15 protein-coding genes are annotated in these 15,676 nt (G+C 67.4%); 4 read left to right on the top strand and 11 right to left on the bottom strand.

The window, feature by feature from the left end; all coding sequences use genetic code 11:
• Positions 1-3: 3 nt before the first annotated feature.
• On the bottom strand, positions 4-924 hold the full coding sequence (ttcA, locus tag ACM0PK_RS13740) for a tRNA 2-thiocytidine(32) synthetase TtcA (protein ID WP_172412120.1): 921 nt from the start codon (positions 922-924) through the stop codon (positions 4-6).
• A gap of 91 nt (positions 925-1,015) precedes the next feature.
• Between ttcA and ACM0PK_RS13735 the strand changes: the two genes are divergently transcribed.
• A complete protein-coding gene (locus ACM0PK_RS13735) occupies positions 1,016-1,219 on the top strand; it encodes a YdcH family protein (RefSeq protein ID WP_005421068.1) in 204 nt (67 codons plus the stop codon).
• Between the two features lie 89 nt (positions 1,220-1,308).
• Here ACM0PK_RS13735 and plsB read toward each other — a convergent pair whose 3' ends face one another.
• The 5 genes from plsB to ACM0PK_RS13710 all read right to left on the bottom strand — a co-directional run bounded on the left by plsB (position 1,309) and on the right by ACM0PK_RS13710 (position 7,900).
• Positions 1,309-3,945, bottom strand: a complete 2,637-nt coding sequence (gene plsB / locus ACM0PK_RS13730; protein ID WP_414606768.1) for a glycerol-3-phosphate 1-O-acyltransferase PlsB — start codon at positions 3,943-3,945, stop codon at positions 1,309-1,311.
• Positions 3,945-4,898, bottom strand: a complete 954-nt coding sequence (locus ACM0PK_RS13725; protein ID WP_134972126.1) for a hypothetical protein — start codon at positions 4,896-4,898, stop codon at positions 3,945-3,947. The genes plsB and ACM0PK_RS13725 overlap by 1 nt, the downstream gene beginning before the upstream one ends.
• 316 nt (positions 4,899-5,214) lie before the next feature.
• Positions 5,215-6,036 carry a S1 family peptidase gene (locus tag ACM0PK_RS13720; protein WP_053498015.1) on the bottom strand — a complete coding sequence of 274 codons (822 nt, stop codon included), beginning with the start codon at positions 6,034-6,036 and terminating at the stop codon, positions 5,215-5,217.
• Positions 6,037-6,254: 218 nt separating this feature from the next.
• Entirely contained in the window at positions 6,255-6,980 is a 726-nt protein-coding gene (gene pyrF / locus ACM0PK_RS13715; RefSeq protein WP_134972125.1) for an orotidine-5'-phosphate decarboxylase, read from the bottom strand.
• Positions 6,977-7,900, bottom strand: a complete 924-nt coding sequence (locus ACM0PK_RS13710; RefSeq protein ID WP_134972124.1) for a 5'-nucleotidase, lipoprotein e(P4) family — start codon at positions 7,898-7,900, stop codon at positions 6,977-6,979. Before ACM0PK_RS13710 ends, pyrF begins: the two co-directional genes overlap by 4 nt.
• Positions 7,901-8,001: 101 nt before the next feature.
• Between ACM0PK_RS13710 and ACM0PK_RS13705 the strand changes: the two genes are divergently transcribed.
• Positions 8,002-8,655 (top strand): YceH family protein, encoded by a 654-nt coding sequence (locus tag ACM0PK_RS13705; RefSeq protein WP_134972123.1) that lies wholly within the window; start codon positions 8,002-8,004, stop codon positions 8,653-8,655.
• Between the two features lie 76 nt (positions 8,656-8,731).
• Here the strand turns inward: ACM0PK_RS13705 and ACM0PK_RS13700 are convergent, their stop codons facing one another.
• From ACM0PK_RS13700 to ACM0PK_RS13680, 5 genes are all read right to left on the bottom strand, one after another.
• The gene (locus ACM0PK_RS13700) at positions 8,732-9,739 is read right to left on the bottom strand and encodes a DUF4272 domain-containing protein (RefSeq protein WP_414606769.1); all 1,008 of its coding nucleotides are present in this window, start codon (positions 9,737-9,739) and stop codon (positions 8,732-8,734) included.
• Positions 9,740-9,785: 46 nt separating this feature from the next.
• The gene (locus tag ACM0PK_RS13695; RefSeq protein WP_005421092.1) at positions 9,786-10,322 is read right to left on the bottom strand and encodes a GNAT family N-acetyltransferase; all 537 of its coding nucleotides are present in this window, start codon (positions 10,320-10,322) and stop codon (positions 9,786-9,788) included.
• 91 nt (positions 10,323-10,413) lie between these two features.
• The gene (locus ACM0PK_RS13690) at positions 10,414-10,899 is read right to left on the bottom strand and encodes a DUF3592 domain-containing protein (RefSeq protein ID WP_095378490.1); all 486 of its coding nucleotides are present in this window, start codon (positions 10,897-10,899) and stop codon (positions 10,414-10,416) included.
• A gap of 20 nt (positions 10,900-10,919) precedes the next feature.
• Positions 10,920-11,657: a DUF3592 domain-containing protein gene (locus ACM0PK_RS13685; protein WP_414606770.1), complete on the bottom strand. Its 738-nt coding sequence runs from the start codon at positions 11,655-11,657 to the stop codon at positions 10,920-10,922.
• Between the two features lie 107 nt (positions 11,658-11,764).
• Entirely contained in the window at positions 11,765-13,741 is a 1,977-nt protein-coding gene (locus ACM0PK_RS13680; RefSeq protein WP_414606771.1) for a UvrD-helicase domain-containing protein, read from the bottom strand.
• A 99-nt stretch (positions 13,742-13,840) separates the two neighbouring features.
• On the opposite strand from ACM0PK_RS13680, the gene ACM0PK_RS13675 reads away from it, so the two are divergent.
• Complete coding sequence (locus ACM0PK_RS13675) at positions 13,841-14,512, top strand: SEL1-like repeat protein (protein ID WP_180886394.1); 672 nt, start codon at positions 13,841-13,843, stop codon at positions 14,510-14,512.
• Between the two features lie 124 nt (positions 14,513-14,636).
• On the top strand, positions 14,637-15,257 hold the full coding sequence (locus ACM0PK_RS13670) for a thymidine kinase (protein WP_005421101.1): 621 nt from the start codon (positions 14,637-14,639) through the stop codon (positions 15,255-15,257).
• The last annotated feature ends 419 nt before the right edge of the window (positions 15,258-15,676 follow it).

Genomic DNA, 15,676 nt, shown 5'->3' with positions numbered 1-15,676 from the left:
ACCTTAAACGGTGGGCGTCTCGGGATCTGCGTCGGCGTCGGCCGGGGAGCCGGCCAGCCAGGCATGGGCGTCGGGCAGCGGCGTGTCGTCGCGACGGCCCAGCGCCATGAAGTCGAACAGGGTGGTGTCGGCCAGCTGCGAGGGCCGGACTTCACCCATGGCGCGCGCGATCTGCTCGATGCGGCCCGGATGGTCCTTTTCCCACTGCTTGAGCATCAGGCCGACCTGGCGGCGCTGCAGGTTCTCCTGGCTGCCGCACAGGTTGCAGGGAATGATCGGGAACTGGCGCGCCTGCGCGTAGTCGACGATGTCGCGCTCGCGCACGTAGGCCAGCGGCCGGATCACCACGTGCCTGCCGTCGTCGCTGCGCAGCTTCGGCGGCATGCCCGCCAGCTTGGCGTGGTGGAACAGGTTCATGAAGAACGTGGCCACCATGTCGTCGCGGTGGTGGCCCAGCGCGATCTTGGTGAAACCGTGGGTCTCGGCGTAGTTGTACAGCGCGCCACGACGCAGGCGCGAGCACAGCGAACACATCGTCTTGCCCTCCGGGATGACCCGGCTGACCACCGAATAGGTGTCCTGCTCGATGATGTGGTACGGCACGCCCAGCCCGGCCAGGTACTCCGGCAGGATGTGCTCGGGGAAGCCCGGCTGCTTCTGGTCCAGGTTCACCGCCACCAGCTCGAACGGCACCGGCGCCTTCTTCTGCAGCTGCAGCAGCACGTCCAGCAGGGTGTAGCTGTCCTTGCCGCCGGACAGGCAGACCATGACCTTGTCGCCGGCCTCGATCATGCCGAAGTCGGCAATCGCCTCGCCGACCTGGCGGCGCAGGCGCTTGGCCAGCTTGTGCTGCTCGCGCTCGGCCACGCGTGGATCGCGGGCGGCGCGCGGCTGGGGATCGGGAAGGGAAATCACGGCACTCATGGGTTCCATTCTAACGGCTCGGAGCCGCCCCGGCCGGGGGTCGGGTTTCCCCTCTCCCGGCAGTCATCAACGCTGTGTATGCTCGGAGGCTGTGGATACCTACAGCCCCGCCGAGATCGTCGAGCACCTCGCCGCCCTGCGCGCCGAGCACCGCCTGCTGGATGAACAGATCACCCGCATGGCGGCCAACGGCGAGGACGAACTGGAAGCCAAGCGCCTGAAGCGGCGCAAGCTGCAGTTGAAGGACTGCATCGCCAGGCTGGAAAGCCTGCAGATTCCCGACGAGCCGGCCTAAAGACCGTCCTGGTGGGTGCCAACCTTGGTTGGCACGGGTGGAAGTGTGCGGACCAAGGTCCGCACCCACCGCCTTGTCCGGCGCGACCTTCAATCCTGCGGCGCAGGCTCGTCCGGGCGCGCTGCTTCCGGGCTGACCCGCTCGATGGTGTGGCGCAGCTCGCGCCCCAGGATGAACTTGGCGTCCTTGGCCCAGGCATCCAGGCGTTCATCGAACAGCAGCTTGCTGTTCTCGTCCGGCCACACCAGGCGCAGTTCGCGCAGCTTCTGGATGAAGCCGCGGAACAGGGCCTTGTCGAAGAACTCGGGAGCGGCCGGCGCATAGAGCAGGCTCAGGCGCTGCGCGGCCTGCTGGCACAGGCTTTCCAGCTCGGCCGCACCGAGCACGCCCGGGCCGTTCTTCACCAGCACCGAGATGGCGATGTAGTAGCGCTCGAACGCCTGCTGCAGCGAATGGCCGATCGCCCGCAGGCGGAACACCTCGTCGGTCTGCCCGGTGTTGCGTGCCAGGATGCCGCCGTCGTCATCGTTGACGTTCTGCAGCAGGCCTTCGCGCACGAACACGTCGATGGTGCGGTCAATACGCTGCGCGAACTCGTCCTCGCTCCACGGCAGGAACAGCTCGGCCTGCAGGAACGGATATACCGTGCGGCCCAGCTGGACCAGCCCGGTACGGCTCATGCGGCGGTTGTTCTGGAAGCAGCAGGCCACCCACGACGAGGCGGTGAACAGGTGCACCACGTTGTTGCGGAAGTAGCTGAGCAGCACCGCGGTGTCGCCGCTGACGCTGAGCACATCGCCGAGCGGGTGCTTGATGCGGGTGAGGACGTTGATCTCCTCGGCATGGGCGATGATCCGCTCCGGCGAGTGCGGGGTCACCGTCACCCGGTCCGAGTACGGCATCTCGACCAGCAGCGTCTTGCACAGCTCGATCTGCGCGATCAGGTCGGCCTCGCCCATCGCGTGCTTCGGCGTGGACAGCAGGGCCAGCGCCAAAAGATTGATGGGGTTGACGTCGGCAGCGCCGTTGATGCGCACCTGGATGCGCTCGGCCAGCGTATCCACCGTGGTCGACAGCCAGGCTGGCTTCTCGTCCTCGGACACCGCCTCGCCCTTCCACTCCGGGGCCTTCTCGGCCAGCACGTCGTTCAGCGCGATCGGCTCGCCGAAGTTCACCACCACCTGGCCGTAGTTCTGCTTGAGCACCTTGGGGATGCCCCACAGCAGCGACCAGATCGACTCCTTTTCCTTCGGCCGGCCGGACAGTTCGTCCAGGTAGCTGCCGCCCTCCATCAGCTTCTCGTAGCCGATGTAGATGGGCTGGAACAGGACCGGCTTGCGCGGCTGGCGCAGGAATGCACGCAGCGTCATCGAGATCATGCCGCCCTTGGGCTGCAGCAGGCGCCCGGTACGCGAGCGGCCGCCTTCGACGAAGTACTCCAGCGAATAGCCACCGGCCACCAGCTGCGCGACGTACTCACTGAGCACTGCGGAGTACAGCGCATTGCCACGGATCGAACGGCGGATGAAGAACGCACCGCCCTTGCGCAGCAGGGTGCCGACCACCGGCAGGTTCAGGTTGATGCCGGCCACGATGTGCGGCGGCACGATGCCACGGTCGTACAGCAGGTAGGACAGCAGCAGGTAGTCCATGTGGCTGCGGTGGCTGGGCACATAGACCACTTCGTGGCCCGGCGCGGCGGCCTTGAACTTGTCCAGGTGGTGCACCAGCACGCCCGCATAGATGCGGTTCCACACGTGGCTGAGCATGAAGCTGGCCGAGCGCACTACCGGGCTGGAATAGTCCGCAGCGATTTCCCAGGCGTAGGCGTGTGCCTTCTTCCAGGCATCGGCCGGCTTCGAGTTGTCGCGCTTGGCCTGTGCGGCGATCGCTTCGCGGACCGGCTCGGCGGCCAGCACCTGGTCCACCAGCAGGCGCCGGGTCGACAGGTCCGGGCCGATCACCGATTCACGGATGCGGCGGAAATGGGTGCGCAGCACGCGCTGCAGCTTGCGCACCGTGCGCTCCGGCTCCAGGCCTTCGTCAACGGTGCTGCGCAGCGAGATCGGCGGGGCGAAGCGCACGATGGTATTGCGCCCGTTCAGCAGCAGCCCCAGCAGGCGGCGGAAGCGGCCCACCAGCGCCCAGTTTTCCGAGAACAGCACTGCGAACCAGCCGCTCTGCTTGTCCGGCGCGCGGCCGACGAAGATCGACACCGGCACCAGGTGCACATCCAGGTCATCGCGCACGCGGTGCGCCTGCAGGGCCTTGGCCAGCGAATCGGAGTGGGTCTTGGCGCCGCGCTGCTCGGGAATCAGCGAGTTGCTGGAGCTGCGCCGCGACAGCGCCAGATAGGCGCGCTTGCGGCCGGTCGGATCACCGGCCAGCGGCACCAGCGGCGACGGCAGGCCGGCCTGGCGGCAGGCCTTGTCCAGGATCAGCGCGTTGGACAGGCCGTAGTCTTCCAGCACGTACATGACCGGGCGGCCATCGTTGTACTGGCCCGGGTCTTCCGGTTCGATCTTCAGCGACAGCCACGGCTCGACCAGGCGACCGAGCAGTCGGGCCCACAGTGGACGGCGGCCGGCCGGACGCGCGTGCGCGGGCGGCGGTACCGGGTTCGGGCCGGTACCGGTCGAGGGGGACGCCGGCACCGTATCGGCGGGCGTCGACTGGGATTCTTCGCCGGGGAACGGCAGCGGGTTCTGTTTCGACATCGGCGCCATTATGGCTTAGCCGGCGGTGTTGCCGCTTCCCCACCCTCGGCGGGGGCTTCAGCCGGTGCTGGCGACGCAGCCGCGCGGGCCGCATCGGCCTTGCGCAGCAGCGCGTCGGTGTCGGCCAGGGTGCGGGTCAGGTACCAGTGGCCCTCGCGCCGGCTCAGTGGCAGCTGCAGGGTCATCTCGCGACCGGCCAGGTCGTAGTGCAGGCGCACCAGCGCATTGTCACCTTCCACCGACAGCAGTTCGCCGCGCACGCTGCGCAGCGCGTCGTCCACGCCGAGTCCGTAGCTGCCCAGCACCGCCTTGAGGGTGTGGATGAACGGCGCCAGCTGCTGCAGGCTGCCTTCCATGCCGGCCGCCTGCAGGCCGGCTTCATCCTCGAAGCCGACCTTGCTGGCGGCGCCGACCAGCGCGGCGATGGTGCTGCGGGCACGTGCGCGGTCGCTGATCGGGGCAGCCTGCGCCCACCCCGCCAGGGTCTCGACCAGGGCGATGTAGTGGGCCTGCTGGCTGGGCGTGTAGCCCTTCTGGTGGCGCAGGTACTGCACGCCGAAGTTGCCCATCGACTGTGCGGCCTGGCGCACGGCGCCGGCCTGGCCAGCCAGCTGGCGATCGAAGCTGCGCTGCAGTTCGGCGCTGGCACCGGGCTTGCGCAGTGCGGCCAACATCGGCAGCAGCTGGTCGCCCAGTGGCAGCTCGGTCAGCGGCCACTGGCTGTGGCCTTCCACCCACGCCTGCTGCAGGCGCTGGTACTGGCCCGGCGGCACCGACAGCTTTGCGTAGCCGACCAGATCATCTTCGGCCAGGCGCAACGCCATCGCCTGTACTGCAGCCACCGGCTCGGCCGCCGGCCTGGCCGGATCGTTGGCAGACTCGCGGCACCCCGCCACGGCCAGCAGCAGCATGGCCGCCAGCCCCCATCCACGCGCAGACTTTCCTCGCACCGCCACGCTCATGCATTCGGACTCCCCGGACCGGCCCGCATCTTGCGGCCTGCGACGTGACAGCGGCAAGCCGGGACGTCACGGTTTCCAGCCAAGGGGGTCAGATCTCCTCTGCTGCGGGCAGAAGGGATCTGACCCCAGCGCCGCCACCGGGATAAAAAAAGAGCCCGGATCACGGGGATCACAGGCTCTTCAAGCCGGCGCGGGGCCGGAGGACAGTGTTGTGGCACATGTCCGGCCCGAGGACCGGATGGCGGCGATCCTACGCTGCCGTTCAAGTTAAGGCAACACTTCACGTAATGCCATGTATGTATTTGATTTTATTGTGTCAATCGCGTTGCCAAACCGCTTCAATGAAATCTACGGCGTGTTTTTCGGCGATTCGGGCATAAATCCCCGGATAGCCGGCCAGCGCACAGCCCTCGCCCCAACTGACGACACCGAACTGGGTCCAGCCTTCACGCAGGCGCAGCAGCAGCGGGCCTCCGGAATCCCCCTGGCAGCTGTCGATGCCCTCGCGGCCGGCGCAGATCACCTTGCCACGTGATAGTTCACCGCCGTACGCCTGCTGGCATTCATCGAATGACACGAACGGCACCTGTGCGGTCTGCAGCTGAGTCGGATAGACCCGGCCATCGCCGATGTCGGTGTCTCCCCAGCCGATGACCGTGAATTCACGGCCCGGCTTGAGATAGCTGGCGTCGGGCCGCAGCCGCAGTGCTACCGGCTGTGCGCCGACCAGCGGTGCGCTGAGCTGGATCAGGGCGACGTCGTGCTCCAGCGAATTGCCGCTGTTGAATGCCGGATGGACGTGGATCGCCTTGACGTTGGAGGGTCGTGGTCCGGCGTCAGTGGACAGGGCCGTGACCTTGCCGACAACGGCGATGCCACCAGGCGCTTCGCCCTGCATGCAGTGCGCGGCCGTCAGCACCCACGAGGGTGAGATGAGGGTGCCCCCGCAGAAGTGGCGATCATGGTCCGAATCGCCGTCGAAGATGCCCTGGATGCTGACCATGAACGGGTACTCGTCGGCCGGCGCCGCTTCGCCGCCGATGATGCGCGGCGCATCGCGCAGCTGCGGCGCAGCGATGGCGGGTACGGCAGACGCGGCCAACAGCAGGCCGATGAACAAAGAGGTGCTGCGATACATTTCCCTGTACTCCTCTGTCGATGGTTGGAACCGGCGCGGCCGCGGTCCGTACCGGTGCATCGATTGGGGAGCAGTGGAGAGGCCCACAGCGCGAACCTGCGCACAGTTCTCATGGCTGGCGCCGCCTGCGACAACTGCAGACCCACAAATGCGAACGCCATCCCGCATGGATCGGGATGGCGTTCGTGGTGCCGGCGTGACCGGCGTCGGCTGTGGGCTCAGCGTGCAGCCAGAGCCGACGCGATTTCCTGCAGGATCGCCCGCGCTGCGGCCTGCGGATCGGCGGCCAGGCGGATCGGGCGACCGACCACGATGGCATCGGCGCCATCGGCAAAGGCCTGCGCTACGCCAACGGTACGCTTCTGGTCATCGCCGACCGGGCCACCGGGGCGGATGCCCGGGCAGACGATCGAGAATCCGCTGCCGGTGGCAGCGCGGATCGGGCCGGCCTCCTGGCCCGAAGCGATCACGCCATCGATGCCGGCGGCCTGGGCGGCCAGCGCGCGCTCGACCACCACGTCCACCGGTTCGCGGTCGATGCCCATCTGTGCGAGGTCGGGGCGACCCATCGAGGTCAGCACGGTCACTGCCAGCAGGCGCATGTCGCCGCTGTTGGCGGCGGCGCACGCCTCCATCATGGCCGGGTGCCAGCCATGGATGGTGGCGTAGCTGACCGGCCACTGCGACAGGCGCTTGATCACCGCCGCAGCGGTGGCCGGAATGTCGAAGAACTTCAGGTCGACGAACACGCGCTTGTCGCGGCGGGCCAGCTCATCGAGCACCTGGAAGTACTCGCCGGAGGCGAGCAGTTCCATGCCGATCTTGTAGAAGGCCACGCTGTCGCCAAGGCGGTCGACCCACGCCAGCGCCTGCGCGCGGTCAGGCACGTCCAGCGCGAAGATCAGGCGCTCGTCGTCGCGCAGCGGCAGTGGCGCGCGGCTCATGGTGCGTAGTCCAGGGCGGCGCGCTTGGCGTCGTGACGGGCCTGGCGCGACTGGCTGTAATCGTTGTTGAACTGCGCCGGCTCGAAGCCACCGTAGGTCGGGTTCGGCAGCATCCACCAGCGCTCGCCGAACCAGTCGTGGTACTGCTGCAGCAGGGCGTCACGGCCTTCGTTGGTGTTGGTGGTCACTTCCACGAAGTCACCCAGCTGGTCGCCGAACTGCATCAGCACGCGGTACTTCTGCCCGGCCAGGCGGCGGCGGCAGTTCTTCTCGCTGCCGGCCTGCTCGCAGCCTTCGACCACGGTGCCCAGGCCCAGGAACACGCTGTCATCGGCTACCGGCAGGCCCTGCTCGCGCAGGTTGGCCAGGGTCGCGTCCTTCAGGTGCACGGCACGGTTGGAGATGTACAGCAGGGTCACGCCCTTGGCGTTGGCGGCCTTGGCGAAATCAACCACGCCCGGAATCGCCTTGGCCTTCTTTTCGGCCACCCACTGGTCCCAGCTCAGCTCGTCGTATTCCTTGCCGTCGCGCACCAGGCGCGCCTGGTAGGGCGAGTTGTCCAGCACGGTCTCGTCCACGTCCAGCACCACGGCCGGCTTCAGGCCCTTGGCCTCGTTGCCGCGTTCTTCTGGCACCAGTGCGTCCCAGTGGGCCTCCTTCAGCGCCGCATCCAGGCGATCGGCGGCGGCCCGGTAGGTCTGCTCGGTGATCGCCCTGTACTCCTGCGCACGCTGCATCCAAAGCACGGCGTTGAGGTTGTCGTTGGCGGTGGCATCACGCGCGCCATCGGCCTTGGCGGCAGCGGCCGGGGCCTCCTGCGCGGCGGCTTCGGCAGCAGGCGCGTCCACGCGCTTGCAGGCGGACAGGCCCAGCGCCGCGGTGGCGAGCAGGGTCAGGGACAGGGAAACAGGACGACGCATGGATTCACCGGCAATCAGATATACCGGCGCATTTTACCGGCAAAGGCGGCCTCGGGACGGCTATGCTTGGCGGTTGACCCGTTGCCCTTCCGGAGGCCGCCATGACCGATTCCGCCCAGACCCCCGACGTCCCCCTGCTCGACGCCGTGCAGGCCCGCCTGCTGGGCTGCCTGGTGGAGAAGGAGGCAACCACGCCGGACACCTACCCGCTGACGGTCAACGCCGCCCAATCGGCGGCCAACCAGAAGACCGCGCGCGAGCCGGTGATGAACGTAGACGCCGGCAGCGTGCAGCACGCGCTGCGCCAGCTGGAGGCGTTGGGCCTGGCCCGCCAGCACTTCTCCTCGCGCGCCGACCGCTACGAGCACCGCCTGCAGGCCGCGCTGGACCTGACCCGGCAGCAGACCGTGCTGCTGGCGCTGCTGTTGCTGCGCGGTCCACAGACCCTGGGCGAGCTGGTGTCGCGCAGCGAGCGTCTGTACCGGTTCGCGGATATCGACGAAGCCCGCCACGCCATCGAGCGCCTGCAGCAGCGCGCGCTGCTGGTGGTGCTGCCGCGCACCAGCGGCCAGCGCGAAGACCGCTACATGCACCTGCTGTGCGGTGAAGTGGATGGTGCCGCGCTGGCGGCCAAGTACGCCAGCAGTGGCGGGGGCAGCAGCGATGCGGCCGATCCGGGCCTGGCCGAGCGCGTGGCCCAGCTGGAAACGGCCGTGGCCGAGCTGCAGGCGCAGCTGGCGGAACTGCGCAGCTGAGAGGGTGGGTGCCGACCGTTGGTCGGCACGGTGCCCATGCCAGCGAGGGCGGCCTGACCGCCCTCGCCCTGCAGACTCAGGTCGGCGTATCGACGTCGTCCCAGTCGGCCTGTTCAAAGCAGAACAACCAGTTCAGCGCGTAGTGGCGCTCGTAGATCACGCCGCCCTCCAGCGCACCGGGCATCGGTGCACCTTGGCGCTGGGCCTCACGCGCAACCCAGTGCAGGCGGTAGTGCAGATCCAGCGCATCCAGCAGCTCGGCGGTATCGCGCAGGGTCGCAAGCTCGCTGCCACTGTCAGCCTTCTGCAACAAGGCACCCACCACATCCGGCACGGCACAGGTCGCCTGCGGCCACGGCAGCGCCTCGGACAGGCCCAGCGCCCACAGCAGCACGGCCAGGCTCTCGTAGCGCCAGCCGAACGGCAGAGCCGCCTCGGCGTCCCCGTGCGCGATGAAAGCGGCCTCGGCCGGGCTCAAGGCCTCGGGCAGCGCCGGCAGGCGCTCGGCCAACTCGGCCAGGCTCAACGGTGGGTCACCGGCCTGCAGCGCCTCGGCGCGCAGCGTACACGCCAGCAGCGCCTGCGCTCTGGCCCAGACCTGGGCAGGCGCGCGCAGCTGTGCCTCGGCCGCACCCAGCACAGGTGGCAACGACGGCGGGACACGCAGCTCGTGGGCCTGCAACTGCTGTTGGCTGCGCGCACGGCGCTGCCCGGCATCGGCGGGATACGGCACCTGCGCCTGCGGATCGGGCGCGTCACCCAACAGCACCCTGCCGGCCGGATCGCGGACGCTGCCATCTTCCAGGAAGCACACCGCATTGGCCTGCAGCAGCCAAGGCTGCAGCGCCTCCAGATCAGCCTCGGCCAGCTCGAACAGATAGTGCTGGCGCACGCGCTGGACGTGCCGCATCAGGTGATAGCGCGCGGCGGTCATCTGCCCGTCGCCATGGCCCAGCACGTAGTTGACGAAGCCGCCGAGGTGCGGGGCCAGTGCGGGGTCATCAAGACCACGGACGGAGGCACTCCCGGCCTGTGGTGGCGGTGCCAGCACCGGGCCGAGGGTGGAATACGCGTTGATCAGCATCGAAGCATCCGTGCAGGAAAACAGACCTGCACCATACCCCACCGGCTCATGCTGGCTGTTGAACCACCGCCGCCCCCGGCGTGGCGTACAACCGGCTCGCGCTGTCCACGCCCGGCAGCTGGATCACGCCGCGTTCGTGCATGCCCAGCCCCAGCAGGATGCGTCCGGAAGCCACATTGTCCAGGTCGGTAATGCCGTACAGATCCTCGATGCCCAGCTCCGCACGGGCATGCGCGAAGACCGCCTGCGCCGCCTCGCCGGCATAGCCCTGCCCCGTGAACTCCGACAGCACCGCATAGCCGATATCCGGCCCCGGCAGGCCATCACGCCGCACCAGGCCGGCGTTACCCAGCCACGCGCCATCGGCCAGGCGCTCGATCGCATACATGCCGAAGCCGTTCAAGGCATAGCTGCGCAGCACGCGCAGCGCGATGTACTCCCGCGCCTGCTCCTCGCTGCGCACGTTGCGATCACCGATGAAACGCAGGAAGCCTGGATCGTTGAGCAGTGCCAGCATCGGCGCAGCATCCCGGTCTGGTTCCAGGCGGCGCAGCCGCAGGCGTTCGCTTTCGATGGGATGCATGGGTGGGCTCCGGAAGGAATACCTCGATTTTGCAACGCCAGCGCCCGCCGTGCAGCACGCTCAGGCCAAGTGGGCCACTACGATGCCCAGCCTAGCCACATGCCCCGTCACGCGGGCCGAACAGGATCGGCCAGTAGCGCACGCACAGGCGATGGACGCATGCGGCGATCAGGCAGAACCCCATGCCCATCAGCGCCAACAGCAGCGGTGCGCCCCAGCGCAATCCCGGGTGCTGGATACGAGCCTTGGAAGGCATGCCGCCGGGATATAGCACCTGTACCTGTTCGCCGACCACGTACAGTGGTGCCCCGGTAGCAAAGGACGCGGTGAACTGAATCATCTGCCCCTGTGCGGTCTGGAACCTCACCACCGGGCGATGCAGGGTGATGTCACGTGCGGGCATCCCCTCCATTTCCGACCGGGCATCCTCTGCCTGGACGGCCACCACCGTTCCGGTTACGGAAACGGCCTTGCGCGCGAAACGCTGGACGTCCACGAACAGCCAGGCGGCGGCCAGAAGGGTCAGCAGGCCCACGGCAAAGAAAAACAGCAAAAAACATCTGAGGAGGGTGGGCATGGTGCTGCCGGGTTGATCGATCAGCGTGCAGGTGCCGGCGCTGATCGAATGAAGGAGGTATCGACATGGTAGTAGCGCGGATTGCCCGGCATGACATGGACATCCAGTTCACGCCCACTCACCTGTGCACGGGGATCGGCCCATAGATACGCACTGTGGAAGACATGCCATCGAGTGGTTTCAGGATCGCGCCAGGCGCAGACGATGACGAACGGATGCCTTCCCCCCGAAAATACTCCGAGATCGCGCTTGATCGCCCGGACCTTGGCTTGCACCCGTGTCCCGTGTCGAAGGAGCTGCCTGCGCCGCCATGCCCTCGCCGCCTGCGGCAGGTGCATAAATCCCACCGCCAGCAGGAATGGGCCGCCGCCCAATCCCAGTATGACGCTCAGGCCCCAGGGTGATGAGAGCGAACACACCAGAGCCTTGTCCGGGCGGTCCGGCAGGTACAGCACATCTACATGATCGCCCGTCATGTAGGCACGACGGCTGGTACGACCTGCCAAGAACCGCATCACTTGCCCGCTGCTGGTAGTGAATTCCACCCAGTACAGGAACTTCACCCCTGAAGTGCGCGAACCACCGCGATCAACGCTGGCAGCCACATGGGTGATCCTGCCATCGGCAATGACCGCCGCATCGAGGAAGCGCCTGGCACCAACGTAGGCCAGAAGCGCTGAAACAAGCAGGACCACGCCCAGCCCGAGGAAGGTACGGGTGAGAACAGGAGGGATGTCGTTGGACACGATGAAGGACACGGCGCGCACTTCGGGTGCGCTCACACTAGGCCTTAACCCGATGCAGGCTCAAGGCCAGAAGCGTCAATCGGACGGATTGGAATACCACTTTAGTGGCTTTTCGATCCTCAATCGAACAGCGCCTCGATCGCCGCCAACCCCGCCGTCGCGCGCTCCTTCTTGCGCGCCGCATCGGCCACCGGGTCAGCACCGTCGCGCTGGATCTCCTCGGCCGGGATCTCATCGAAGAACCGGCTCGGCTTCAGCCGCACATGCTCGCCGAACTTGCGCGTGAGCTTGCTGTAACTCATCCACAGCTGGATCTTGGCGCGGGTGATGCCCACGTACAGCAGGCGCCGCTCTTCCTGCAGGTTGCCCTCATCCAGGCTGACCTGGTGCGGCAACACGCCGTCCTCGCAGCCGACGATGAACACGTACGGGAACTCCAGGCCCTTGGAAGCGTGCAGGGTCATCATGCGCACCTGGTTGCCGCCCTCGTCCTTGTCGCTGCGCGAGAGCAGCGCCAGCTGGCCGGCCAGGTCGGCGGCGGTGGCACCGCGCGGGCCGCCCTCGAACCACTGCGCCAGTTCCTCGATGTTGTTCGCCCGGCGCTGGTAGCTGGCCTCTTCCTTGGCCTGCTGGCGCAGCTCGCTCAGCAACCCCGATTCCTTGGCCACCTTGCGGATCATGTCGCCGGACGTCACCTGGCGCATCTGCGCCCGCAGGTCGCGCAGGATGTCGGTGAACCGCGCCAGGCTGTTGGCCGCGCGCGGTGGGAGCTGCTGCAGGGCACCGATGGTTTCTGCCACATGCGCCATCGGCATGTCCTTTTCCTGGGCCAGCTCGGCCAGCTTGGCCAGCGTGCCGGCACCGACGTCGCGCTTGGGCGACTGCACCGCACGCATGAACGCGGTGTCGTCATCCGGGTTCACCAGCAGGCGCAGCCAGGCCAGCGTGTCCTTCACTTCCTGGCGTTCCAGGAACATCGTGCCGCCGGTCAGGTGATAGGGAATGCGCAGCAGCTGCATCGCCTTTTCCAGCGGCCGCGACTGGAAGTTGCCACGGAACAGGATGCAGAAATCACTCCACGGCACGTTGCGCGACTGCGCCACGAAGGCGATTTCGGCGGCGACCTTTTCCGCTTCGTGCTCACTGTTGCGGCACTCCCACACGCGGATGCGCTCACCGTCAGCCTGGTCGCTCCACAGCTTCTTCAGGTGTTCGTGCGGGTTGTTGGCGATCAGCGCATTGGCTGCACGCAGCACGCGGTTGGAGCAGCGGTAGTTCTGCTCCAGCTTGATGATTTCCAGCGTGGGGTAGTCACGCCCCATCTGCTGCAGGTTCTCCGGGTTGGCGCCACGCCAGGCGTAGATCGACTGGTCATCGTCTCCCACGCAGGTGAAATTGCCCTTCTCACCAGCCAGCTGCTTGAGCAGGCGGTATTGCGCGTCGTTGGTGTCCTGGCATTCGTCCACCAGCAGGTAGCCGATGCGCTCGCGCCAGGCCAGGGCGATCTCGGGGTTCTCTTCCAGGATCTGCACCGGCAGGCGGATCAGGTCATCGAAATCGACCGCATTGAACGCGGTCAGCCGCAGCTGGTAGCGCTCGTAGACGCTGGCCGCTTCCTTCTCGCGGTTGCTGCGTGCGGCGGCCATCGCCTGCTCGGGCGACAGCCCGGCGTTCTTCGCGCGCGACACCAGGTTCTTCATGTCCTCGATGTCATCGGGCTTGGCGCCGTGCATCAGGTCCTTGATCTGCGCGGCGGCATCATCGGCATCGAAGATGGAGAAGCCGCGCTTCAGGCCCACGGCGGCATGTTCGATCTGCAGGAACTTCAGGCCCAGCGCATGGAAGGTGCAGATGGTCACCTCGTCGGCATCCTGCTCGCGCAGGCGCTTGGCCACACGCTCGCGCATTTCCTTGGCCGACTTGTTGGTGAAGGTGATCGCCGCGATGCGGCGTGCCGGGTAGCGGCCACAGCTGATCAGGTGGGCGATCTTTTCCACGATCACGCGCGTCTTGCCGCTGCCGGCGCCGGCGAGCACCAGCAAGGGGCCTTCGATGTGCAGGACGGCGGCGGCTTGGGGGGGATTGAGACCGTGCATGGGGACAGGATTGTAGCGGGGTGCCGGCGGGCCGACCTGACTTGCATGACACCTGGCCGTAAGGTATTGAGTCGACACCGGAACACAGGAGCGTGGTCCATGTCCTTGAACATCATCGCCCGCCCGCTGGTGGCTACCCTGCTGGGCCTGCTGGCCGTGCCTGCGGCCGGGTCCGGCCCGCCGCCGCGCACGGATGCCTATGAAGCGATCGTGCTGCAGTCGCACGAGTTCCTCGTCTACCATCCGGACCTGCGCTTCCGTGGGCTCGGCATGCAGGCCCGCGAGCGGGGCCGCCACGAAGAGGCCCGCAACGACTTCCGCAATGCCGCGCGCTACGGCGACAAGCTCTCACAGGCAGCGCTGGCCGACATGCTCTGGAACGGGCAGGGCGGTCCGGTCGACCGCGCCCTGGGCTATGCATGGATGGACCTGGCGGCCGAGCGCGGCACCGAGTGGCTGGTGGTACAGCGCGAACGCTTCTGGGAGGCGCTGTCCGCCGACGAGCGCGAGCGCGCGGTGCGCGAGGGCCGCGCGCTGTATGCCGAGTTCGGCGATCCGGCCGCGACGCCGCGGCTGGAACGTGAACTGCGGGCCGGCAGCATGCGGCAGACCGGCAGCCGCGCCGGCTGGAACGGCGCCATGCGCAGCCAGGGCCGTGGCGATGCGGGGGCCCGTGTGCTGCAACCGGAAAAGCACCAGTTGGCGCGCTACTGGGACCCGGTGGCCTACCGGCAATGGCAGGACGAGGAGCTGGCCAGATCGGGGCAATGAGCCACGCCGGCCAGGCCATCGTTGCCTCGGCGCTGCTGGCACCGGGGTACGCGACAGCCGGCACGTGATCGCCCGGCCACGGCCGATCCGCGACGGCGGGCCGGGTGGCGACTAGAATTGGCCGATGGCCAAGCTCTACTTCTACTACTCGGCGATGAACGCCGGCAAGACCACCACCCTGCTGCAGAGCGCGCACAACTACCGCGAGCGCGGCATGCGGGTGGCGATCCTGACTCCACGCCTGGACGACCGTGCCGGCGCCGGCGTGGTCGCCTCGCGGATCGGCCTGCGCGCTGACGGCATGGCCTTCGACCGCGATACCGACCTGCAGCGCTGGGTGGAGCAGGATCTGGCAGCCAACGGCCCGATGGGCTGCGTGCTGGTGGACGAGGCGCAGTTCCTGACCCGCGCCCAGGTCTGGCAGCTCAGCGAGGTCGTCGACCAGCTGCGCATTCCGGTGCTGTGCTACGGCCTGCGTACCGACTTCCGCGGCGAGCTGTTCGAAGGCAGCCAGTACCTGCTGGCCTGGGCCGACGAGATGCAGGAAATCAAAACCATCTGCCACAGCGGCAAGAAGGCGACGATGACCGTGCGCGTGGACGAGCATGGCCACGCCGTGCAGGACGGCCCGCAGGTGGAGATCGGTGGCAACGAGCGCTACGTGTCGGTCAGCCGTGCCGAGTTCAAGAAGATCACCCGCGGTGAAGGGCGTATCGATCCGGCGCAGGCCCCGCTGCCGTTGTAAAGGGTGTTCGGCAGGGCTGCGCCCTGCACCTGCAGAGGCAACAGCAACGTCAACAGCGAAAGCTGGCATTCCGTGGGATGGCGGGGCACTGTGGGTGTGCGGGGACGGCGCAAGTACGTCCATGTAGCCTTGGTCGCCGCATCCATGCGGCTCACACCCCGCAAACCCACAGTGCCCCGCCTTCGACAATTGGCCGGCGGCCAGTAGATCCACGCCATGAGTGGATGAAATCTGTCAGATATCGAATGAAATTCCGGGGTCAGATCCGTTTTCCTTCGGAAAACGGATCTGACCCCATGAGCTGTTCCGACAGATCGCGGAGGTCTGTCGAAGGCGGGGTGGGTCCGGTTGCGGGGGCGTGAGCCGCATGGATGCGGCGACCGAGCTTACAGGGACGTACTTGCAGCGTCCCCCGCAAC

It is taken from the genome of Stenotrophomonas sp. FR010 (assembly GCF_047520755.2).
Lineage (GTDB): Bacteria > Pseudomonadota > Gammaproteobacteria > Xanthomonadales > Xanthomonadaceae > Stenotrophomonas > Stenotrophomonas sepilia.
This window is presented reverse-complemented; position numbering and strand designations above follow the sequence as displayed.

What these genes read in the sequence shown, in the direction of transcription:
- pyrF (WP_134972125.1), bottom strand. Translation starts at nt 6,980, where the DNA reads ATGAGCCGCGCGCCACTGCCGCTGCGCGACGACGAGCGCCTGATCTTC.
- ACM0PK_RS13720 (WP_053498015.1), bottom strand. Translation starts at nt 6,036, where the DNA reads ATGTATCGCAGCACCTCTTTGTTCATCGGCCTGCTGTTGGCCGCGTCT.
- ACM0PK_RS13700 (WP_414606769.1), bottom strand. Translation starts at nt 9,739, where the DNA reads ATGCTGATCAACGCGTATTCCACCCTCGGCCCGGTGCTGGCACCGCCA.
- ACM0PK_RS13710 (WP_134972124.1), bottom strand. Translation starts at nt 7,900, where the DNA reads ATGCGTCGTCCTGTTTCCCTGTCCCTGACCCTGCTCGCCACCGCGGCG.
- plsB (WP_414606768.1), bottom strand. Translation starts at nt 3,945, where the DNA reads ATGGCGCCGATGTCGAAACAGAACCCGCTGCCGTTCCCCGGCGAAGAA.
- ACM0PK_RS13690 (WP_095378490.1), bottom strand. Translation starts at nt 10,899, where the DNA reads ATGCCCACCCTCCTCAGATGTTTTTTGCTGTTTTTCTTTGCCGTGGGC.
- ttcA (WP_172412120.1), bottom strand. Translation starts at nt 924, where the DNA reads ATGAGTGCCGTGATTTCCCTTCCCGATCCCCAGCCGCGCGCCGCCCGC.
- ACM0PK_RS13670 (WP_005421101.1), top strand. Translation starts at nt 14,637, where the DNA reads ATGGCCAAGCTCTACTTCTACTACTCGGCGATGAACGCCGGCAAGACC.
- ACM0PK_RS13725 (WP_134972126.1), bottom strand. Translation starts at nt 4,898, where the DNA reads ATGAGCGTGGCGGTGCGAGGAAAGTCTGCGCGTGGATGGGGGCTGGCG.
- ACM0PK_RS13680 (WP_414606771.1), bottom strand. Translation starts at nt 13,741, where the DNA reads ATGCACGGTCTCAATCCCCCCCAAGCCGCCGCCGTCCTGCACATCGAA.
- ACM0PK_RS13675 (WP_180886394.1), top strand. Translation starts at nt 13,841, where the DNA reads ATGTCCTTGAACATCATCGCCCGCCCGCTGGTGGCTACCCTGCTGGGC.
- ACM0PK_RS13705 (WP_134972123.1), top strand. Translation starts at nt 8,002, where the DNA reads ATGACCGATTCCGCCCAGACCCCCGACGTCCCCCTGCTCGACGCCGTG.
- ACM0PK_RS13695 (WP_005421092.1), bottom strand. Translation starts at nt 10,322, where the DNA reads ATGCATCCCATCGAAAGCGAACGCCTGCGGCTGCGCCGCCTGGAACCA.